Genomic DNA, 19816 nt, shown 5'->3' on the forward strand with positions numbered 1-19816 from the left:
CATTGGCTGCTTTACTCGACGCTCTGCGGCCTCAGGTCCGCTCCACCTCAGATCCTCGCGCTTCGCGCAGCAGCGCCACCAGAAGGTGGCGCCATCATTGGACATAGATATAATAATTGAATAGATATTTTCTATCCATATCTTTAGAAGAAAAGAATGTTAGGAACATTGCCAAATCGCTCTAACTCTTTCCAGCGAAGAACTTTAGTGCTTATTTTCCTGTCTGATACTTGCGAGCCTCACATAGAAATCAATTCAACAAAAATCTATCTAAATAGGAATTATCTATATACAATGGAGATAAAAGCGATCGCGTTCGTGTCCTAGGAGAAAAACATCGTGAAGCAGGCCACCCTACATCAACTGCAAGTCTTTGAGGCGATCGCCAAACATGGCAGCTTCACCCGAGCGGCAGAAGAACTCTACCTGACTCAGCCCACAGTTTCCCAGCAGATGAAACAGCTGACCAAGGCGATTGGAATGCCGCTGTTCGAGCAATTGGGAAAGCGCCTTTACCTCACCGAAGCAGGCGAAGAAGTGCTCAAAAGCAGTCGCGATATTTCGAGTCGGTTCTCAGATTTAGAAATGACCTTGGCCAACCTGCGCGGCATGAAGCAGGGCAAACTTCGGATCTCCGCCATCACCACGGCTAAATACTTCGTTCCGAGGCTGCTCGGTCCATTCCGGCAGCTCTATCCCGGCATTTCGATTTCCTTCCAAGTGACGAACCGACAGCAGGTTCTAGACCGATTAGATCAAAATCTCGACGACCTCTACTTCATCGGCCAGCCCCCGACAAGCGCAGACATTTGCGTGCGTCCCGTCATGGAAAATCCGCTCGTAGTGGTTGCGCCCCACAACCATCCCTTGGTTCACGAGAAGTCTATTTCGTTGCAACGCATGGCAGAAGAGCCCTTTATTATGCGAGAGCCGGGGTCAGGCACCCGGATGGCGGTGGAAGGCTTTTTTGGCGAGAACCGGGTTGAAATGAACGTGGTGATGGAAATTGGCAGCAACGAGGCGATCAAGCAGGCGATCGTGGGAGGGTTGGGCATTTCAGTGCTGTCGCGCCACTCCCTTGCGCTAGAGGGAATCCACGGCCCGCTGACCGTTTTGGACGTAGAAGGCTTTCCGCTCCAGCGCCACTGGTACGTGATTTATCCCGAAAGCAAGCAGCTTTCAGTGGTGTCTAAGTCCTTCTTAGATTTCCTTTTTACAGAAGGTCGCCAGATTGCGAAACAGGCCGACATGGACTTCGTTGCGTCTGAGTCATAAATAGATTTTACCTGTCTTTATCTTTATAAAAATTGATACATTCTATGAGCTTGGCGATCGCATCCGGGGATACGACGAGCCGTCCCTTTTGTTGCAATCCCTTCTATCTCGTGACGAAGCAGAGAATTCTTCAGCCGATTTATCAATCGATCCCCCTTTTGCCTTCAATCTTTTCGCCCATCAAACATGCATTCTGTCAATGCGTCGCCTTTGAAAAATAAATAGGTTTTATCTATCGGTATCATTCAAAATCTAGTCTTTTAACAATAGATGAAAGGCGATAATCTGGACTCAATCCATAGATAAATAGATATACATTCTATGCCCCAGTTTTGGATTGAGACCGTTTGGTTAGTCCCTTGCTACTCCCTCTTGGGAGCCCTGCTAACGATTCCCTGGTCGCCAGGGATCTTGAGGCGCACGGGGCCGCGCCCTGCGGGCTATATCAACCTATTGATGACGTTTTTCTCGTTTATCCATAGCGCGATCGCCCTTTCCAAAATTTGGGGACAGCCCGCCCAACAAATCTCTTTACCGTGGCTTCAGGTCGCCAATCTAGACCTGACTTTGCCCCTCGAACTCTCCGCCCTTTCCATTGGTGCGATGGCGCTGGTGACGGGTCTGAACTTTTCAGCGCAGCTTTATGCTGTGGGTTACATGGAAATGGACTGGGGCTGGGCGAGATTTTTTGGATTTCTGGCCTTCTTTGAAGCGGGGATGTGCGCCTTGGTTCTGTGCAACTCCCTCTTCTTTAGCTTCATGATTCTAGAAATTCTGACACTGGGGACCTATGTCCTCGTCGGGCTGTGGTTTAGCCAGTCGCTGGTGGTATCTGGCGCGCGGGATGCTTTCTTAACCAAGCGGGTGGGAGATTTACTCCTGCTGATGGGATTGTTAGCACTCTTACCCTTAGCAGGAACCTGGAACTTCACGGAACTGGCGCAATGGGCCGAAAGCAATCCCCAGTTGCCAACTGGGACGGCCACCTTGTTAGGACTTGCTTTAATTGCGGGACCGATGGGGAAATGCGCTCAGTTTCCGCTCCATCTTTGGCTGGATGAAGCAATGGAAGGGCCGCTGCCCAGTACCATTTTGCGGAATTCCGTGGTGGTTGCGACTGGGGCTTGGGTGCTGATTAAGCTGGAACCCGTGTTGGCACTTTCGCCCGCAGTCTTAACAACCGCGATCGCGATCGGTGCGGTCAGTGCCGTGGGCGGGACTTTAATTGCGATCGCCCAGATCGATGTCAAACGCGCCCTTTCCTATAGCGTATCCGCCTACATGGGCTTGGTGTTTATTGCCGTGGGGACGCAGCAAGATGAAGCCGCGTTGTTGCTGGTGTTAATTCACGCGCTTGCAATGGCCTTGCTGGTCATGAGTACCGGAACCATCGTTTGGTCCAACATCACCCAAGACCTCACTCTACTGGGGGGGCTTTGGTCTCGCCGTCCCATTTCAGGGATTGCCTATATTGCGGGCACCTTAGCCCTAATTGGATTCCCTCCCTTGGGTGGTTTTTGGGCCTTACTCAAACTCTTAGATGGGCTGTGGGACACCAATCCGCTATTGGTCGTCGTCGTCTTGCTTGTCAATACCTTGACCGCCTTCAGCCTCACCCGCGAATTTGGCCTCATTTTTGGCGGTAAACCCAAGCCCATGACGGTCCGCGCCCCAGAGGTATTGTGGCCGATGGTGATTCCCATGACCCTAGCTTTAGGCGTGGTGCTGCACTTGCCGCTCATTTTGCTAAACCTCGACCTGCTGCCAGACTGGGCCGCTCTGAATAAGGATGCGGCTCTGGTTTTGACTTGGTCTAGTATTTTGGGGCTGAGTTTGGGTGCTGTGGTTTACTTGAGCCCCCTCATTCAAAAACCCATCAAGCTTCCGGTGCAGGCGCTGCAACAGCTGTTGGCCGCAGACTTCTATACCCCTCAAATTTATCGCTCCACCATTGTCCTCGGCGTTGCCACGCTCTCACGGATTGCGGACTGGGTCGATCGATTTATTGTGGATGGCTTTATTAATGCGGTGGGCTGGGTTTCTATCTTTGGGGGCGAAAGTCTCAAGTACGGAAATTCCGGCCAATCTCAGTCCTATCTCTTAACTATTGTGGTAGGAATGTCGATTTTAGGGTTAGTTTTGGCTTGGTCCATTCTTCCCGGTTAATTCTATGTGTGTTGGAGTGAAATTTAAAACAATGACTCATTCTTCTTTAAAATCAAACGTTTCTCGTCGTCGCATGTTGCAATTTGGCGCGGGTGCTGTGGGCGCTAGCGTGGCCACTGCAACACTGGGACAAGCGATCGCACCGACCGCTCCGGCGATCGCCCAAAACAACATCACACCCGATCAGGCACTACGCCAGTTAATCGACGGAAATACACGCTTTGTTGCCCAAAAGCGGAAATCTCCGAATCAGGACGTCGTCCGGCTCAATGAAGTTGCAAAGGGTCAAAAACCCTTTGCTGCAATTCTGGGGTGTGCCGACTCGCGAGTACCTTCAGAACTTGTGTTCGACCAGGGTTTGGGCGATCTGTTCGTTTGTCGGATTGCAGGTAATATTGCGATCGCCGAAGAAATTGGAAGTTTAGAATTCGGCGCGGCTGTCTTAGGAACGAAAGTCATCATGGTAATGGGCCACGAGCGCTGCGGTGCGGTGGATGCAGCCCTCAAAGGAACTCCAGTTCCGGGGCAAATTGGCAGTTTATTAGACGCCATTAAGCCGTGTTTGCCCAAAGCTAAAAATCTTCCTGGAGACCCCCTGGAAAACGCCTGTAAAGCCAATATTACTTACCAAGTAGAGAAACTAAAAGCGTCTCCAGTTTTGGCCGAACTCATCACTGCAGGCAAGCTCAAGATTGTAGGCGGTTACTACGACCTCGATACGGGTAAAGTTTCTCTCGTCGGTTGATATTTTGTAGATGTAAACGTGCAGTTGATACCAAGGGTTTGAGATGCTCAGTCTTTTAATTTGGCTACCCGTTCTCGGAGCAATATCGATCGGGTTTTGGCCGCAAAACCTATCCGATCGATGGGCGAAACGCTTTGCCCTGATTGTAGGGAGCGTTTTGGTCGCTCAAACCCTGTGGGTCGTCAGTCAGTTTGACCTCAGCCATTCTGGCTTCCAAATGGGCGAAGTCCTAAACTGGATCGAGCCGTTGGGCTTAACCTACCGTCTCGGGCTGGACGGACTGTCCCTCCCCCTTGTGGTGCTCAACAGTCTGCTGACCTGGATTGCCATTTACAGCAGTCCCGCTAAAATCATCCGCCCTCGCCTGTATTTCGCGCTGGTATTGCTCGTGAATGCTGGGGTAACAGGCGCGTTCTTGGCTCAAAATCTCCTGCTGTTCTTCTTGTTTTATGAAGTAGAACTCATTCCACTCTATTTACTGATTGCCGTCTGGGGCGGCGCTCGACGGGGTTACGCTGCCACCAAGTTTCTCATTTACACGGCAGTATCTGGCATTTTGATTTTAGCGGGCTTTTTAGGTCTGGCCTGGTTGGGCGATGCCACCAGCTTTGATTACGATGCCGTACAAACGGTTGTCAGTACTATTCCGCTGGTGTTTCAAACCTTATTGCTCGGCATTCTCATTTTTGGGTTTGGCATCAAAACGCCCCTAGTACCGCTGCATACTTGGCTGCCCGATGCCTATGTCGAGGCATCTCCGCCCATCGCCATTTTGTTGGGCGGGGTGTTGGCAAAGCTGGGAACTTACGGACTATTTCGGTTTGGGTTAGGGTTGCTGCCAGAAGCGTGGAAGAGCATTGCGCCATTGCTGGCAGTGTGGGCCGTCGTAATTGTGGTGTATGGAGCGCTGGCGGCGATCGCCCAGCACGACATCAAACGCATGGTCGCCTATAGTTCGATCGGGCACATGGGCTACGTACTGCTGGGCGGTGCGGCGCTCACGGAGCTGAGCATTGTGGGCGCAGTCTCTCAAATGGTCGCCCACGGCTTTATTTTGGCGCTGCTCTTTTATCTGGTCGGCATTGTTGAAGCCAAGATCGGCACCCGCGAGCTATCTGCACTGAACGGGCTGATGAGTCCGGTACGGGGCCTGCCCTTAGTCAGCGCCTTGCTGGTCTTAGGGGGCATGGCGAGCGCTGGGATTCCTGGCATGGTCGGGTTTGTTGCAGAGTTTTTGGTCTTTCAAGGCAGCTACGCCACGTTCTCCTGGCAGACCCTCCTGTGCGTTGTCGGAACGGGATTCACAGCCGTTTACTTCGTCATTTTGCTCAACCGGACTTGCTTTGGGCGTTTAGATAATGCTTTAGCTTACTATCCCAAGGTGCTGTGGTCGGAGCGATTTCCAGCATTGCTCTTGGCCGCTGTCATTCTGTTTCTGGGCGTCCAGCCCTACTGGTTGGTGCATTGGAGCGAACCGACGACGGCTGCCATGGCTCAAGTGGCAGCAACGTACGATCCTTCGCCAAAGGACTTTGCATTCAAGCAATCGGAATCGGTAGGGGCTGGGTTGGCCAAAGCTGTATAACTCTCACCTACGTTAACATTCCGCACTTCAACGTACGCCTTTATTAGTATTAGAGATATGTCGCCATGCAGACCCTCGAAAGACCCACGACACTCCCACCCTCTACCCACGAATTTGCTGAAGTCATCCATCGCTTAGAGGCGGGCGGCGCAATGCTGCCAGACACCCCCGAAAACCTGATGCAAATTATCGGCATCTATAAAGCTTATGCCGTGCCCATGGACTTCTACTGGCGCGACTTGCTCTACATTGCCGAGAATGTCTTTCTCAATCCCCTCCCGTTTTTCAAATACTTCCTGCCTCAAGAATACCTAGACCTGCACAACCATTACGCTGGAGACGACGCCGACCTGCGGATTTGGCGCGGAGAAGCCACAGCGCATCCAGAACTGCTGGAGTTCATGGAGAAAGGCGAAACAGGCAAACTTCCCAAACTCCTGCACCATTGGTTCCACGATCGCATCAACATGGAATTTGCTGAAGCTTGCATGCAAGCAATGCTCTGGCACGGTCGCGATATGGGCTGGGGGCTATTCGACGGCTACCTCGACAGCGACGAGTATCGCACCAACGCCGATCGCGCCATCAAAGCCTACTTCAAATACAACCCGCCCATGCTGGCGCTGTACAAACTCTTCCCAGACATGTTTTTAGAACAGTGTCGGATGATGTCCTACACCGCCAACCTAGGCTTATTCTGGGAAATCATGGCTCCCGTCTTCTTTGAAATGTCCGATATTTTCGATGAAGGCGGCTTCAAAGGCATCCCCGATGCCATGAACTTTTTAGTGAACGGGATTTTTGCAATTGCCGGACGCCCCATCTACCACCACGTTTACATTCGCGGCGAGCGGTTTGAAATCATTCCCAAATCCAAAGGCTTCATGTGGCTCTACGAAGCGGCCCTTCCCTACGTCGAAGCCGTCTTTTACCGCACCGCCCCCTTCCGAGGCACCAAATCCTACAACGCCCAAGCCGGACAAGTCCCTACAGAACAAAAAGACTTCCACTATGGCATTTTGTACGCCGATGTCTTTCCAGTCGGCTCCGCCGGAATTCCGCCCACCTTGTTGATGCAGGACATGCTGCATTTTCTGCCGCCTTATCTCGTGGAGTACTACCAAAACCACTGTCGTGGCGAAGACGATATGCTCATTCAGCTCGGGATTACCTTCCAGCGATCGATGTACTGCGTAACCTCCGCTGTCATTCAGGCATTGCGTCAGGCACTGCTGTACCCTTTAGACGATCCAAATCCAAAACATCTCCAGGCCAACCGCGCCTTCTTCGAAGCTCAGCTCGATCGGTTCAAGCGTCCCGAAGCGCGCCTGCGCGATATTCAATCGCAAAATTATCGGTAAATAGCATTGCATTTGGCAAAGAGGGCGCAAAGCCTTGCGCCCCTACAGCATCTTGGATTGGTGAAAAATCCCTCTCTTCAAACATCCCGATCGCCCTTCTCTCCCGCCTCCCACCCCTGCACACCAAAACCATGCCCACCATCGTAGACATTGCCGTCAGCAACCCCGCCTTCAGTACCCTCGTCACCGCCGTCAGCGCCGCTGGACTCGTCGAAACCCTCCAAAGCCCCGGCCCCTTTACCGTCTTCGCCCCCACCGACGACGCCTTCGCCAAGCTCCCCCCCGGCACCATCCAAACCCTCGTCCAAAACATCCCCCAACTCACCCGCATTCTGACCTTCCACGTCGCATCCGGCAAGTTTACTAAAGACGATTTGGCAAAAATGGGTATAATTACCTCTATTGAAGGTTCTCCCATCAAAATTGATTGTTCCGATGGATTTGAAGTTAAAAACGCAACCGTTGTTGCCGCTGACATCGAAGCCGATAACGGCATCATTCACGTCATCGATACCGTCATCTTGATGGGTTAGCCCTATGGGCGATCGCCCCAAAATCGATTGCTGTTTTGCCTCACTCCTCCCATGCTCCTCACCACTCTTCACACCCTCAGAGCGCGTATCAGACAGTTTCGCCTTCGCCTCCCCCTCCTGTTTCTAATTGCCCTGTTGTCCACCCAAGGATTGGCCCAAGCAACCCTCCTATCGTCCCAGCGCACCCCTTCCGATATCCGAGGCGTGTGGCTCACCATCAACGACAGCGTAATCTGGCGCGATCGAGCAAACACCCAAAAAGCCGTTACCGATCTCGCCCGACTCAACTTCAACACGATCTATCCCGTAGTTTGGAATTCCGGCTACACCTTATACCCCAGCGCCGTAGCCCGACAAGCCAAAATTCAAGATTTTGTCCCCAAAGGCAAACAAGGTCAAGATACGCTTGCAGACATTATTACAAAAGGCCACCAACAAGGATTGCGCGTCATTCCGTGGATGGAATTTGGGTTCATGACCCCGCCCAGTTCCGAACTCGCCCTCCAACATCCCGACTGGCTCACTCAACAGGCCAACGGCAATCGAAACTGGGTCGGAGCCGCAGGCGAAGTGGTATGGCTCAATCCCTTTCATCCCGAAGTCCAGACCTTCTTCTCCAATCTAGTCACAGAAGTCGTTTCCCGTTACGACGGAGACGGTATTCAGTTTGACGACCACACCAGCTTGCCGAATTCCTTTGGCTACGACCCCTACACGCTCAGCCTCTACGCCAAAGAAACCAAAAAAACAGGCATGCCTCACCCCAACGATCCGCATTGGGTGAGCTGGCGGGCCAACAAAATTTCGAGCTTTATCGAACAGCTCAACAAACGCGTCAAAGCCATCCGTCCCAACGCCGTGTTTTCCGTCGCACCCAACCCCTACGACACCGCCTACAAGGGCTATTTGCAAGACTGGTTGGGCTGGATTCGCAAAGGCTGGGTGGATGAGCTAATCGTGCAAATCTATCGACCGACGCTAGAGAGCTTTATGGCTCAGGCCACTCGTCCAGAATTAACAGAAGCAAGACAAAAAATTCCGACTGGGGCGGGGATTTTGACTGGATTGCAAAACCAAAAGATCTCCATGGCGCAAATTCAGGCCCAAACACGCGCCGCACAATCCATTGGATTGGGGGTTACTTATTTCTATTACGAAAGCCTTTGGGACGAAGCCCCAGAGCCGATCGCCCAGAGACAGTCGCAGTTTCAAACCTTGCTAGCAACCAATTCTTTACAATCTCGGTCGCGCTAACCTAAGGTGAGTTTCAGCCCAGCGAGAGATAAAATCGCAACCTGAAACGATGACAGGTAGAATTGATTCGTCCGTTGCGGTCTCATCGACTCAGTTTTACCTCGGAGGTAGCATGATGGAAAATTGGTCTGCGATCGCCGCCTCTGCCATCTTTATCAGCGTATTTGCCCTCATCATCAGCGAGAAAACCCACCTGATGATTGCAGGGTTGCTGGGAGCCTTACTCCTAGTGCTGCTCAATATTCTGTCACTACAGGAAGCCATTAACTACATCAGCCGCAGCCACGCCACCCTAGCGCTCTTTTTTGGCGTCATGGTCATGGTGCGCGTCTTCGAACCCACCCGCATCTTCGAGTACCTCGCCACTCAAATCGTCATCCTGGCTAAAGGTCAAGGGAAACGCCTGCTGATCGGCATCGTGGCAATCACCACCCCCGTGTGTGCCGTACTGCCCAACGCCACCACCGTTATGCTGTTGGCTCCCCTAGTGCCACCCATGGCGGAAGAATTAAACATTAACTTCATCCCACTGCTGATTTTGATGGTCTTTGTCGCCAACAGCGCCGGACTCCTCACCATCATCGGCGACCCTGCCACCTTCATCGTGGGTGATGCCGTCAATATCAGCTTTTTGGACTATCTGGGAAAGCTGAGCCTAGGTGGGGCGATCGCCATCATCACAATCCTCTTACTGCTGCCCAGACTGTTCCCCAGCATTTGGCGCACTCAGCTAGAACATCCCGAAGAACTCCCCAAGATTAAAATTCAGCATCCCCGCATCTTGGCACCGGGCGGCATCATTGTCGCGCTTGTCCTGCTCTTTTTTGCGATTGGCGAGCTTTTGCCCACCCCCATTTCCCCGGCCACGATTGCCCTCTTGGGGGCAGCCTTGTGTCTGCTCCTCTGCCATCACAGCAAAACCGATTCCGTTTCAAATATTCTCAAGGATGTGGATTGGAGTACCCTAATTTTTTTCATGAGCATCTTCGTGCTGATTGGGGGACTCGAAAAAACAGGCGTAATTGGCAGTGCCTCCGGTATTCTGGCAGTCATCCTAGGGAAAAATATTGCGCTGGGATCCATAGTATTGCTGTTTACCGTAGGGCTACTGTCTAGCCTGATTCCCAACATTCCGCTCGTCGTGGCAATGGTGCCTCTCCTGAAGCAGTACGTCGTCACCGTCGGCTTAGCCAGCCCTGCCATCTTGGATCCAAATTTTGAAGGTCAGTTCCCACCCGAAATCCTGCCTTTGTTTTACGCGATGATGTACGGCGCAACGTTGGGCGGCAACGGCACGCTAGTGGGAGCATCTTCTAACATCGTGGCGGCAGGTATTTCAGAACAGCACGGCAAGCGCATTTCCTTTAAAACTTTCTTGAAGTACGGCATCCCCGTAACAGTGTGCCAGCTCGTCGCAGTCTGTCTGTACGTCGTGGTGCGGTTTCTCATTTTTCGCTAGTTCGGGAACCCGTACAGGTCTACAATTGCGAACCCTAGCGGCATTCCAGTAAATTAGCACTCGGGAGTAGAGAGTGCTAAACTTCACATCCCTTGTCGTTAGGAGAAAAATTGATATGGCAGCAGTAACCCTAAGCGTATCGACCGTCAAACCCTTGGGCGATCGCGTTTTTGTAAAAGTCAGCGCTTCCGAAGAAAAGACCGCTGGAGGCATCTTACTTCCCGATAACGCTAAAGAAAAGCCCCAAATCGGCGAAGTTGCCGCCGCAGGTCCTGGCAAGCGCAACGACGACGGAACGCGTCAAGAAATGGAAATCAAGATTGGCGATAAGGTTTTGTACTCCAAGTACGCCGGAACTGACATCAAGCTCGGTGGCGACGAGTACGTCCTCCTGTCTGAGAAAGACATCTTGGCCATCGTGGACTAACAATCCGCAGAATTGCGCGTGCGAAAAACGCTGACTTGTTGAAGTAAAGACGATTGACTAGAGCACCAGAGGTTGAGTTTGTATGGCTAAGCGAATTATTTATAACGAGAACGCGCGTCGCGCCCTCGAGAAAGGGATGGACATTTTGGCGGAAGCCGTTGCCGTTACCCTTGGACCTAAGGGTCGCAACGTCGTCCTGGAAAAGAAATTTGGCGCACCTCAAATCGTCAATGATGGCGTCACCATCGCCAAAGAAATCGAGCTAGAAGACCACATCGAAAATACCGGCGTTGCCCTGATCCGTCAGGCTGCTTCCAAGACCAACGACGCAGCAGGCGACGGCACCACCACTGCAACGGTGCTGGCCCACGCAATGGTCAAAGAGGGACTGCGCAACGTTGCCGCTGGTGCAAATGCTATCTCCCTCAAGCGCGGAATTGAAAAGGCCACGGGCTTCTTGGTCGACAAGATTGCAGAACATTCCCGTCCTGTGGAAGACTCCAAGGCGATCGCCCAGGTTGGCTCCATCTCCGCCGGAAACGACGAAGAAGTGGGTCAGATGATTGCCAATGCGATGGATAAGGTCGGCAAAGAGGGCGTCATTTCCCTTGAAGAAGGCAAGTCCATGAGCACCGAACTCGAAGTCACCGAAGGGATGCGCTTTGACAAGGGCTATATCTCGCCCTACTTCGCCACCGACACCGAGCGGATGGAAGCTGTCCAAGAAGAGCCTCTCATTCTGATTACCGACAAAAAAATCGGCCTCGTGCAGGACTTGGTGCCCGTCCTCGAGCAAGTGGCTCGGGCTGGACGTCCCCTGCTGATCATTGCCGAAGACATCGAGAAAGAAGCCCTCGCAACCCTCGTGGTGAACCGCCTGCGTGGCGTCCTCAACGTTGCAGCGGTGAAGGCTCCTGGCTTTGGCGATCGCCGTAAGGCCATGCTGGAAGACATCGCCGTCCTCACGGGCGGTCAGCTCATTACCGAAGATGCCGGTTTGAAGCTAGAAAGCACCAAACTGGAGCAGTTGGGTAAAGCACGTCGCGTCACCATCACCAAAGACAGCACGACCCTCGTTGCGGAAGGGAACGAAACCCAAGTCAAGACACGGGTCGAGCAAATCCGCCGTCAAATGGAAGAAACCGATTCTTCCTACGACAAAGAAAAGCTCCAAGAGCGTTTGGCTAAGTTGGCGGGCGGCGTGGCCGTCATTAAGGTCGGTGCTGCCACCGAAACCGAAATGAAAGACCGCAAACTCCGCCTGGAAGATGCCATCAACGCTACCAAAGCGGCAGTTGAAGAAGGTATCGTTCCTGGTGGCGGTACCACCCTCGCCCACCTCGCACCTCAGCTCGAAGAATGGGCCACTGCCAATCTGAGTGGCGAACAGCTGATCGGTTCTCAAATCGTCGCGCGGTCTTTGACAGCACCCCTCAAGCGGATTGCTGAGAACGCTGGCAAAAATGGCGCGGTGATTGCCGAATACGTGAAATCTAAGGAGTTCAACGTCGGCTACAACGCTGCTGTGGACGAGTACGTCGATATGTTTGCCGCTGGTATCGTAGATCCTGCCAAGGTAACGCGATCGGCGCTGCAAAACGCAGCCTCGATCGCCGCTATGGTGCTGACGACCGAGTGCATCATCGTCGACAAACCCGAACCGAAGGATGGCGCACCCGCAGGTGCCCCTGGCGGCGGTATGGGTGACTTTGACTACTAATTTGTGACTGCTAATTTTGTTGAATTGATTTAGCCCAGTCGTACAGACAAAGGGGTAGCTACTGGCTACCCCTTTGTTGCTTTAAAAAATCAAAAGCATCGCTCAAACAACAAAAATACGATGTTGTTTAGAAAAAATATTTAGATTGCTAATTCAGCCAAGGCCATAATTTCTTCTAGAAAAGAGGTAGTTGGCTTGCAGTGCATTGCAAAACCATTTTTTTGCTTGTTTCTATCTTTAGATGGAGCCGTCAAAGCAGATCGGGTTTTTAACTATTCAATCCAGTAGTTTGTTGACTCCTTCTTTAGCGTGAGGTAATTGCGAATTAAAGACATTAGATTACTGGTATAGCCTGAAAATGTCTTGCACTTTGGATACAACCGTAACTTTAGGTAAAGCATTAACAAAGCCTAAAAATCAAAATTAATAAGCTGCAACCAGATTGCAATTTGAGGATTTAACCCATGAAAAAGATTGTTTCTTTAACCCTTGCCTCTTTAGTGGTAGCTGCGTTGTTGCCTAGTGCCGCCCGCGCTCAAATGTCTGAGCCTACAACCAGTCCAGCTAGTCCAACTAGCCCCACTAGTCCAACTGCTCCGGGCGCGACGCCCGATGGAACGACTGCTCCTAGCACTGCACCTGTAGCTCCAAGCGAAAGCTCGCCTTCGACAACCACCGCGCCTGCAGCGGGTGCTAAAGGGTTGTGTGCGGCACCGATATCCAGTACTGGAACCTCAGGTACGGGTACGGCATCGTCTACCACGAGTTCCACATCGTCTACTACAACCACAACTGGCACGACGAACTCCAGTACTTCGACGACCGAAACTAGAATAGCTTCTACCAGTACGACGCCTTCGTCTGCTGCTCCTAGTGAACCGATCGCCTCTCGTATATTAAATGCAAGCAGCGACCAAGTTGAATACAACAATCTGGTTGGTCCATCTCACTACATCAAACTTGCGGTTGGTAACAGCCCGCTCTGCTACGTAAGTGTTTCGCCACTGCAAGATGTCGAAGCTACAGATAGTATTAAAGTTTTAGACGGCTCTGGCAATATTATCAATGCGAATGTTACGAAGCAGGATGACGGCAGTGCAAAAATTTCTTTCGAACAGCCCCTCGCTGCTGGTTCGACGCTAACTCTCGCGCTGCAAGGCGTAGAGTACTATTCGTCTTTAAATCCCACTACAGTGCAATATTCTCTCGCTGGAGGCTTTGCGGACTATTCTCAAGAGATTCCCTACGGTATCGCTCAGGTTCAACGATTCCGCCGTTAGGGACAAAGAATATAGCTGTGGTAGCTATACTCCTAGTTTTTACCCACGATGTAGAGCTACGCGATCTGCTCATTTTGCCCGTAAGCAGTCGAGCCTAGAATAAAAGATCGCTTAGCGTAATCGCCGATTCATTTACCCTGTAGGGTTTGAGTCGGCGATTGCGTTTGGGTGGATCGAACGACAATAAAACCTGAGTGCCTCGATCGCGTACTCCGTCCAGACACCAAGTCTTAATTGGCCTTAATTGGATCGTGTCCGGGATTATCCTGAGATGCTGCGACGTGATGTCCTTCAGTCTCCATAGGAGAAGTCAGTTTTTTAATTACTTCTCCAGAGATTTGACCTTGAGAAGATTTCCACTCGACTTTATCGCCCTTTTTGTATTCATCAGTCATAAGAAATGCTCCATTTTTTTACATTAATTGGTTTGCCAATGTCTTTCTACTCAAGCGAACAACCATCAATCCATTTATAGATTGATGATCGTAGGTTTATTTGCTTTAAATCTCGCTTTTGCTCGTGGTGTCCCGATCTAGACTTCTTCTTCGATCACGGTGTTGCGATCGAGCAGTAGCAACTGCCGAAGCTGGTCGGTTCCCAACTCTGAAAGCCAGTTCTCCCCTGCACCTACCACCTGATCTGCCAGCGCCTTCTTGCTCTCGATCGTGTCGTGGATGCGTTCTTCTAAAGTGCCGCTGCAGACAAACTTGTGTACCTGCACGTTGCGCGTTTGCCCGATCCGAAATACCCGATCCGTCGCCTGATTTTCCACCGCCGGGTTCCACCACCGATCGAAGTGGAATACATGATTCGCACGGGTCAAATTCAGACCCACGCCCCCCGCTTTAAGCGACAAAATAAACAATCGCGGCCCTTGCGGATCGTTCTGGAATCGATCGATCATGGCTTCCCGCTTAGGTTTTGTTACGCCGCCGTAGAGCAATAGCGTCTCGCGGTTGAGGACTTGCTGCAAATACGCTTGGAGCAATTTCCCCATCTCGGCAAACTGCGTGAAGATGAGCGCGCGATCGCCCTCCGCCAACGCCTCCTCCAACATCTCCTCCAACCGCTTCAGCTTGCCAGAGCGCTGGGGGATTTGCTTTAAAGCTGCCTCTTTGAGGTACTGAGCGGGATGGTTGCAGATTTGCTTGAGTTTTGTGAGGGTCGCTAAAATTACCCCGTGGCGCTGAATGCCCTCGGCTGATTCTACGGCCTCTAAGGATTCCTGAACGGTTTTTTCGTAGAGCGCAGCCTGTTCTGGTGTGAGGGGACAGAAGACCGTCATCTCCTGTTTCTCCGGGAGATCCTGAATGATAGTGCGATCGGTTTTGGTGCGCCGCAAGATGAACGGTTGAGCCAGCGATCTCAGCGTCTGCAAAGAAGCCGTATCGCCATACTTTTCGATCGGCACCGCAAACCGCTTCTGAAAAAACGCCTTGGAGCCGAGGTAGCCCGGATTCAGAAAATCCAAAATCGACCAGAGTTCCGTCAGTCGATTTTCGAGGGGCGTTCCGGTCAAAGCAATGCGGTTTTTAGCCTGAAGCTTGCGGACCGATTGGGACTGCCGCGCCTCAGGGTTTTTAATATTTTGGGCTTCGTCTAGAATAATGCCCTGCCAATCGATCGCCACCAGCGCCTTTTCATCTCGAGGAATGAGGGCATAGCTGGTGAGTACGACATCGTGTCGGGCGGCAGACTGAGCGAACGATTTTCCTTGCAGCCGTCCCGTCCCGTGATGCATCAAGGTTTTGAGCGTGGGGGCGAAGCGCTTGATTTCCCGCTCCCAGTTTCCCAAAACCGAGGTGGGACAGATCAGTAGCATCGGTCCGCTCCACCGCTTTTCCGCTTTTAGGTGGAGCAAAAATGCGATGAGCTGAACCGTCTTGCCCAACCCCATATCGTCCGCAAGACAGGCGCCCAAATTCCACTGTTCTAGGAAAGAGAGCCAGCCAGCGCCGAGGGCCTGATAGGGACGAAGCGTTCCTTCAAAACGCTGAGGTTGTTCGATGGGCTGTACGGTTTGGTTGCCGCTGAGCGTATTCAGCAACTGCTCCAACGCGCCTGTGGCCTCAAATTTTACCACCGGAAGCTTATCTAACGTCAGCACGTCGCCCGTATTGAGCTTGAGAGCATCTTCTAAGGTGAGTCCTGCTTGTCCCTGACGGCTGGCAAAAAACGCTTCAGCAGACCGGATATCCTGAGGTCTCAGCTCCACCCACTCGCCATTCACCTCAACCAGGGGAGAATTGAGGGAGACGAGATGGTCGAACTCGCTCTTAGATAAGCGCTGCCCGCCAATCGTGAGTTCCCATTTAAAGTTCAGCAAGCTGGTGAGGCTAATGGCAGCGGCTTTCCCTGCCGCAGGTGCCGCTGCGCGGACTTGCAGACCCAACCGATTGGCCCATCCTTCTCGATTGGCCAGCTTAGGCGGTACGACTACGCCGAAACCGCTATCCTCCAAGCGCCACGTCGCGGACTTGAGAAAGTCGTAAGCCTGAAGCGGGGTAAGGGCGTGCTGGGTGGGACGCGCGGTCTGAAGGCTGTCTTCGATCGCCGGATACACCCGCGAGGCCAAACCCAAGCCCGCCAGCAGCGTCTCTTGGGGGTGCTCTAAGGTGCGTCCTTGAATGGAAAGGGACGAGGCCGTCGTAGCCCAAATCTGTTCTGCACTTACCCAGCAGTTCGGATCGTCCGCAGCCTGCAAGCCATAGCTGACCGACCAGTTTTGAGAGGAGGGGAGGGGCGGCGCTAGAGCGAAGGCAGCGCGGAATTGCTGTTGGGTGCGGGCCAGTTGAAGGGGTTGGATCCATGCCGCGAAGGCCGCGAGGAGGCGATTGCCGTTTTCCTCAGACAGGTTCAATTGACCCGTCGGGCGTTCTAGGGCAGATAGCCATCCAGACAGGCTTTTATCCTGAAGCTTCGCGAGGGTGGCGGCACTTCCTTCACTGCTGAGAATCCGACGCACCTGCCGATCGACCATCTGCTGGAGCGATGCCAGCAGAATTGCTTCGGCAGAGGGCGGCAAGTCTAAAGCTGGCGGTCGATCTGCGGCGGCAGATGCCGTGTAGCACTGACAGACTAATGGCATTTGGGTTTTCATCTGGCGCAAGCGCGTCCGATCTAAAGCGCTGTCCAGGAGCGGTTCCCAGTAAGCGGCCATCGAACGGTCCGAGGCTTGCCGAACGGCTGGGAGCACCTTGGAACGGACCAGCAAATCCAAACTCCAGCGAGAAACGTGGCTCCAGTAGCGCAGATCCGGGCCGAGGGGATCTTCGACTTGGAGGTCGGAACCCAGGGGAATGGCGAGAAGGAACTCGGTGGCGATCGCCGCGCTCAAGCACAGCCCGCCCACCCGGAACGGATACAGACAGACCTCCTCAGTCGGCTCGATCGCAGCGGCGGAGTGTAGCGGCAACCATCCCGCATCCGTCCGGCGGCACAAGAGACCTAAAGCGCAGTCCTGCCATCGCTCCGTCGCAACAGACGCAGGTTGTTTTTGCCCTTTCTCCTGGAGCAGGGTCTCCAGAGCTGGAGGTAAAACCAAGATCTTCGACCGATGTAGGGTCAGGAGATAGCTGGAAAGTTCGTCGGCCGACAAACTAAAGGGATGCAGAGATGCGGGGCTAAAGGGGTCAACGGCGGTCGTCGAACTGCGCCAGGTTTCTCCCCACAGAAAGAAAAAACTTTGGGAATCGGGTTCTGGAACGGCAGGCATTGCCTGGGACTCGCAAAGCCCAAAAGAAGGATGAATCCAGCTACCGTGCAGTAAAGCCATAGGCGTTTTACTCAAGCTGACGCAATGCAGCGTTTGGGGAACATGACTCGGCCAGCAGTCTATCGATCTATTACCAATAAACTAACAAGCCACCGCGCCAGCGAGTTTTGCCGACACAGCCGATTGGATGCTGTTTTCTATGCTATTGCAATTTTTACCGTTGCGATTGATGGGCGGCTGTTTTGCCAAACGCTATTGCAAAAATATTAGGAAGCGCGATCGCGAAAACATCCGCGCGAGTTTGAACGACTCATTCAGAAAATCTCAACGGTTATAGATGCTGAGAACCTAAACGCGCGCTCCCAGAGTCTAAGTCGCGCGCTAACGACGTCGCGCCAATCTCCAGGCCCAAAAACCTCCTGTAATGGCCGCATAGGTATGAGATGAGCTACTGGCTCCCGCACAGCCTCAGGTTTTCGATACTCGACGATGCATTATGCCGCAAATCCCAATTCGTGTAAGGGGTCTATTTCTCAGTTGCAATAATGTGTAAGTCAATATGCTGCTGGTGAATCAGCCGCATCAGCCTTTGGGTAAAGGAACCTCTCAGGAGATGTTTCCAGCGAGACTGCTGGCTTTCGCCGATGATGATTTGCGTGATATGGTGCGTAGCCGCTACTTCGGCGATCGCCCCTGGCACGTCGCTATTTCTGACCCGAAAAAACTCGCCTCCAAATTCTTTGCATAGCTTTTCGCAGGTTTCAATATGGAGGCTTTCGGATTTGGACAGGAAGCGATCGGAGGAATCCACAAAGACGGCATAGAGGGGGGCATTCATATAGTTCGACAGCCGCGCGCCGCGCCGCAAGAGCTGAACTGAGTTGGGATACATTGAAATACACACCAATACCCGTTCGTGGATATTGCAAACCTGACCGACAAGGGGCAACCCATTGGCTTCATATTCGACGGTATCTGCCACTTCGCGCAGGGCCAATTCTCGTAGCGCAATGAGATGACGGCGCTGAAAGAAATTGGACAGGGACTGCTGAATTTTTTCGGGCGCGTAGATTTTACCCTCCAGCAACCGCTGCTCTAGGGTTTCTGGGGTGACGTCTACCACTACGACCTGATCGGCGGCTTCTAAAACGCGATCGGGGATGCGTTCGCGCACGATGATGCCTGTGATGCGGGCAACCAAATCGTTCAAGCTTTCGAGATGCTGAATATTGACCGTAGAGTAAACGTCAATGCCTGCATTGAGGATAATTTCAACGTCCTGGTAGCGCTTTTCCCGTGCGGAGCCGGGGACGTTGGTATGGGCGAGTTCGTCAATGAGGACGAGCTGGGGCGATCGCGCTAGTACGCCTTCAGTATCCATTTCGAGCAGTCTCAGTTCTCCGACGGCGATTCTGGGGATTGTTTCTAATCCAACTGCTTTATCAGCCGTTTCTTTACGTCCGTGGGTTTCTAATAAGCCGATGACGACATCAATCCCTTCTTGTTTGAGCAAATGGGCTTCTTCGAGCATTTTGTAGGTTTTACCCACACCCGGAGCCATACCGATGAAGATTTTGTGCTTGCCACGACGGGTTATTTGGAGATAGAAGGGGTCGGGGGATGAAGGATGCATGGCTGATAGGCTGTTGGGGTTGGACTTTTAATCGCTCCAGCAGGTTTTGACGTAAGCGATCGCCTCTTTCACGTTTAGCTTTTAGCAAAGCTAAGCCAACCAAACAACTCTCCTAGGGTTAACGGCCAATCGCCCAACAGCGACAAAACTGGCAATACATCAGATTCCTCTTCCAGCGCGATGGGTTGCTGATTGGGTTGGAATATAATCACCGTTTTTTCTTCAGGGTCAATCAACCAACCTAGTGTTGTCCCGTGATTGAGACAAAACAAAATGTTATTAATGACTCTCGTAGGACGCTGGTCTGGAGACAAAATTTCAATTATCCAGTCAGGATAAAGCGAAAACACATTCTCGACTTCGCCTGCGGCACTAGTCGGAATCCTGTTCCACTCAAAAACAGTAATGTCTGGAACAATAGAGCGTCCCCCAAAAGTGCAGCGTAATTCCGTAAAAGCATGGGTAATACGTTTCGGGACGACCAATTGGTTAATCGCAGGAGCAAAGAGAGTTTGAAGTAAGCTATGTTTTCCTTGAGGCATGGGTTTTTGGTAAATTCGACCGTCAATAAATTCGCTGGCAGGTTTTGTCTCCGGTAACTTCAGGAACTCTTCTAACGATATGGTCGGCGGTGCTACGGGCGATATGGTCATACAACGTTCC

General features: G+C 52.3%; 15 protein-coding genes. 11 read left to right on the forward strand and 4 right to left on the reverse strand.

The annotated features are described in order from the left end of the window. Window positions 1–339: 339 nt before the first annotated feature. The 11 genes from R6H26_RS16805 (at window position 340) to R6H26_RS16855 (ending at window position 13805) form a co-directional block, all read left to right on the forward strand. Window positions 340–1275, forward strand: a complete 936-nt coding sequence (locus R6H26_RS16805; RefSeq protein WP_404783932.1) for a LysR substrate-binding domain-containing protein — start codon at window positions 340–342, stop codon at window positions 1273–1275. A 321-nt stretch (window positions 1276–1596) separates the two neighbouring features. Beyond that, window positions 1597–3441: an NAD(P)H-quinone oxidoreductase subunit F gene (locus R6H26_RS16810; protein ID WP_404783934.1), complete on the forward strand. Its 1845-nt coding sequence runs from the start codon at window positions 1597–1599 to the stop codon at window positions 3439–3441. 31 nt (window positions 3442–3472) lie between these two features. Next, window positions 3473–4186 carry a carbonic anhydrase gene (locus R6H26_RS16815; protein WP_404783936.1) on the forward strand — a complete coding sequence of 238 codons (714 nt, stop codon included), beginning with the start codon at window positions 3473–3475 and terminating at the stop codon, window positions 4184–4186. Window positions 4187–4229: 43 nt separating this feature from the next. After that, window positions 4230–5771: an NADH-quinone oxidoreductase subunit M gene (locus R6H26_RS16820; protein WP_404783938.1), complete on the forward strand. Its 1542-nt coding sequence runs from the start codon at window positions 4230–4232 to the stop codon at window positions 5769–5771. Between the two features lie 65 nt (window positions 5772–5836). Beyond that, on the forward strand, window positions 5837–7132 hold the full coding sequence (locus R6H26_RS16825) for a CO2 hydration protein (RefSeq protein ID WP_404783940.1): 1296 nt from the start codon (window positions 5837–5839) through the stop codon (window positions 7130–7132). A 131-nt stretch (window positions 7133–7263) separates the two neighbouring features. Further along, on the forward strand, window positions 7264–7665 hold the full coding sequence (locus R6H26_RS16830) for a fasciclin domain-containing protein (RefSeq protein WP_404783941.1): 402 nt from the start codon (window positions 7264–7266) through the stop codon (window positions 7663–7665). 51 nt (window positions 7666–7716) lie between these two features. Beyond that, window positions 7717–8919 carry a family 10 glycosylhydrolase gene (locus tag R6H26_RS16835; protein WP_404783942.1) on the forward strand — a complete coding sequence of 401 codons (1203 nt, stop codon included), beginning with the start codon at window positions 7717–7719 and terminating at the stop codon, window positions 8917–8919. A 112-nt stretch (window positions 8920–9031) separates the two neighbouring features. After that, window positions 9032–10378, forward strand: a complete 1347-nt coding sequence (locus R6H26_RS16840; RefSeq protein WP_404783944.1) for an SLC13 family permease — start codon at window positions 9032–9034, stop codon at window positions 10376–10378. 115 nt (window positions 10379–10493) lie between these two features. Next, window positions 10494–10805, forward strand: coding sequence for a co-chaperone GroES (gene groES / locus R6H26_RS16845; protein ID WP_404783945.1), 312 nt, complete (start codon window positions 10494–10496; stop codon window positions 10803–10805). Between the two features lie 82 nt (window positions 10806–10887). Next, window positions 10888–12525 (forward strand): chaperonin GroEL, encoded by a 1638-nt coding sequence (gene groL / locus R6H26_RS16850; RefSeq protein WP_404783947.1) that lies wholly within the window; start codon window positions 10888–10890, stop codon window positions 12523–12525. Between the two features lie 464 nt (window positions 12526–12989). Further along, window positions 12990–13805, forward strand: a complete 816-nt coding sequence (locus R6H26_RS16855) for a hypothetical protein (RefSeq protein WP_404783949.1) — start codon at window positions 12990–12992, stop codon at window positions 13803–13805. 230 nt (window positions 13806–14035) lie between these two features. On the opposite strand, the gene R6H26_RS16860 is transcribed toward R6H26_RS16855, so the two are convergent. The 4 genes from R6H26_RS16860 to R6H26_RS16875 all read right to left on the reverse strand — a co-directional run bounded on the left by R6H26_RS16860 (window position 14036) and on the right by R6H26_RS16875 (window position 19806). Next, on the reverse strand, window positions 14036–14200 hold the full coding sequence (locus R6H26_RS16860; RefSeq protein WP_404783951.1) for a DUF2945 domain-containing protein: 165 nt from the start codon (window positions 14198–14200) through the stop codon (window positions 14036–14038). 137 nt (window positions 14201–14337) lie between these two features. Then, window positions 14338–17580 (reverse strand): DEAD/DEAH box helicase, encoded by a 3243-nt coding sequence (locus tag R6H26_RS16865; protein ID WP_404783953.1) that lies wholly within the window; start codon window positions 17578–17580, stop codon window positions 14338–14340. 466 nt (window positions 17581–18046) lie between these two features. Then, entirely contained in the window at window positions 18047–19153 is a 1107-nt protein-coding gene (locus R6H26_RS16870; protein WP_404783955.1) for a universal stress protein, read from the reverse strand. 74 nt (window positions 19154–19227) lie between these two features. Then, entirely contained in the window at window positions 19228–19806 is a 579-nt protein-coding gene (locus R6H26_RS16875) for a Uma2 family endonuclease (protein WP_404783956.1), read from the reverse strand. Window positions 19807–19816 lie beyond the last annotated feature (10 nt).

The organism is Altericista sp. CCNU0014 (genome assembly GCF_044923475.1).
Classification (GTDB): Bacteria; Cyanobacteriota; Cyanobacteriia; order Thermosynechococcales; family Thermosynechococcaceae; genus JAAURS01.

What these genes read in the sequence shown, in the direction of transcription:
- R6H26_RS16875 (WP_404783956.1), bottom strand. Translation starts at nt 19,806, where the DNA reads ATGACCATATCGCCCGTAGCACCGCCGACCATATCGTTAGAAGAGTTC.
- R6H26_RS16830 (WP_404783941.1), top strand. Translation starts at nt 7,264, where the DNA reads ATGCCCACCATCGTAGACATTGCCGTCAGCAACCCCGCCTTCAGTACC.
- R6H26_RS16815 (WP_404783936.1), top strand. Translation starts at nt 3,473, where the DNA reads ATGACTCATTCTTCTTTAAAATCAAACGTTTCTCGTCGTCGCATGTTG.
- R6H26_RS16855 (WP_404783949.1), top strand. Translation starts at nt 12,990, where the DNA reads ATGAAAAAGATTGTTTCTTTAACCCTTGCCTCTTTAGTGGTAGCTGCG.
- R6H26_RS16820 (WP_404783938.1), top strand. Translation starts at nt 4,230, where the DNA reads ATGCTCAGTCTTTTAATTTGGCTACCCGTTCTCGGAGCAATATCGATC.
- R6H26_RS16810 (WP_404783934.1), top strand. Translation starts at nt 1,597, where the DNA reads ATGCCCCAGTTTTGGATTGAGACCGTTTGGTTAGTCCCTTGCTACTCC.
- R6H26_RS16865 (WP_404783953.1), bottom strand. Translation starts at nt 17,580, where the DNA reads ATGGCTTTACTGCACGGTAGCTGGATTCATCCTTCTTTTGGGCTTTGC.
- groL (WP_404783947.1), top strand. Translation starts at nt 10,888, where the DNA reads ATGGCTAAGCGAATTATTTATAACGAGAACGCGCGTCGCGCCCTCGAG.
- R6H26_RS16870 (WP_404783955.1), bottom strand. Translation starts at nt 19,153, where the DNA reads ATGCATCCTTCATCCCCCGACCCCTTCTATCTCCAAATAACCCGTCGT.
- groES (WP_404783945.1), top strand. Translation starts at nt 10,494, where the DNA reads ATGGCAGCAGTAACCCTAAGCGTATCGACCGTCAAACCCTTGGGCGAT.
- R6H26_RS16825 (WP_404783940.1), top strand. Translation starts at nt 5,837, where the DNA reads ATGCAGACCCTCGAAAGACCCACGACACTCCCACCCTCTACCCACGAA.
- R6H26_RS16835 (WP_404783942.1), top strand. Translation starts at nt 7,717, where the DNA reads ATGCTCCTCACCACTCTTCACACCCTCAGAGCGCGTATCAGACAGTTT.
- R6H26_RS16840 (WP_404783944.1), top strand. Translation starts at nt 9,032, where the DNA reads ATGATGGAAAATTGGTCTGCGATCGCCGCCTCTGCCATCTTTATCAGC.
- R6H26_RS16860 (WP_404783951.1), bottom strand. Translation starts at nt 14,200, where the DNA reads ATGACTGATGAATACAAAAAGGGCGATAAAGTCGAGTGGAAATCTTCT.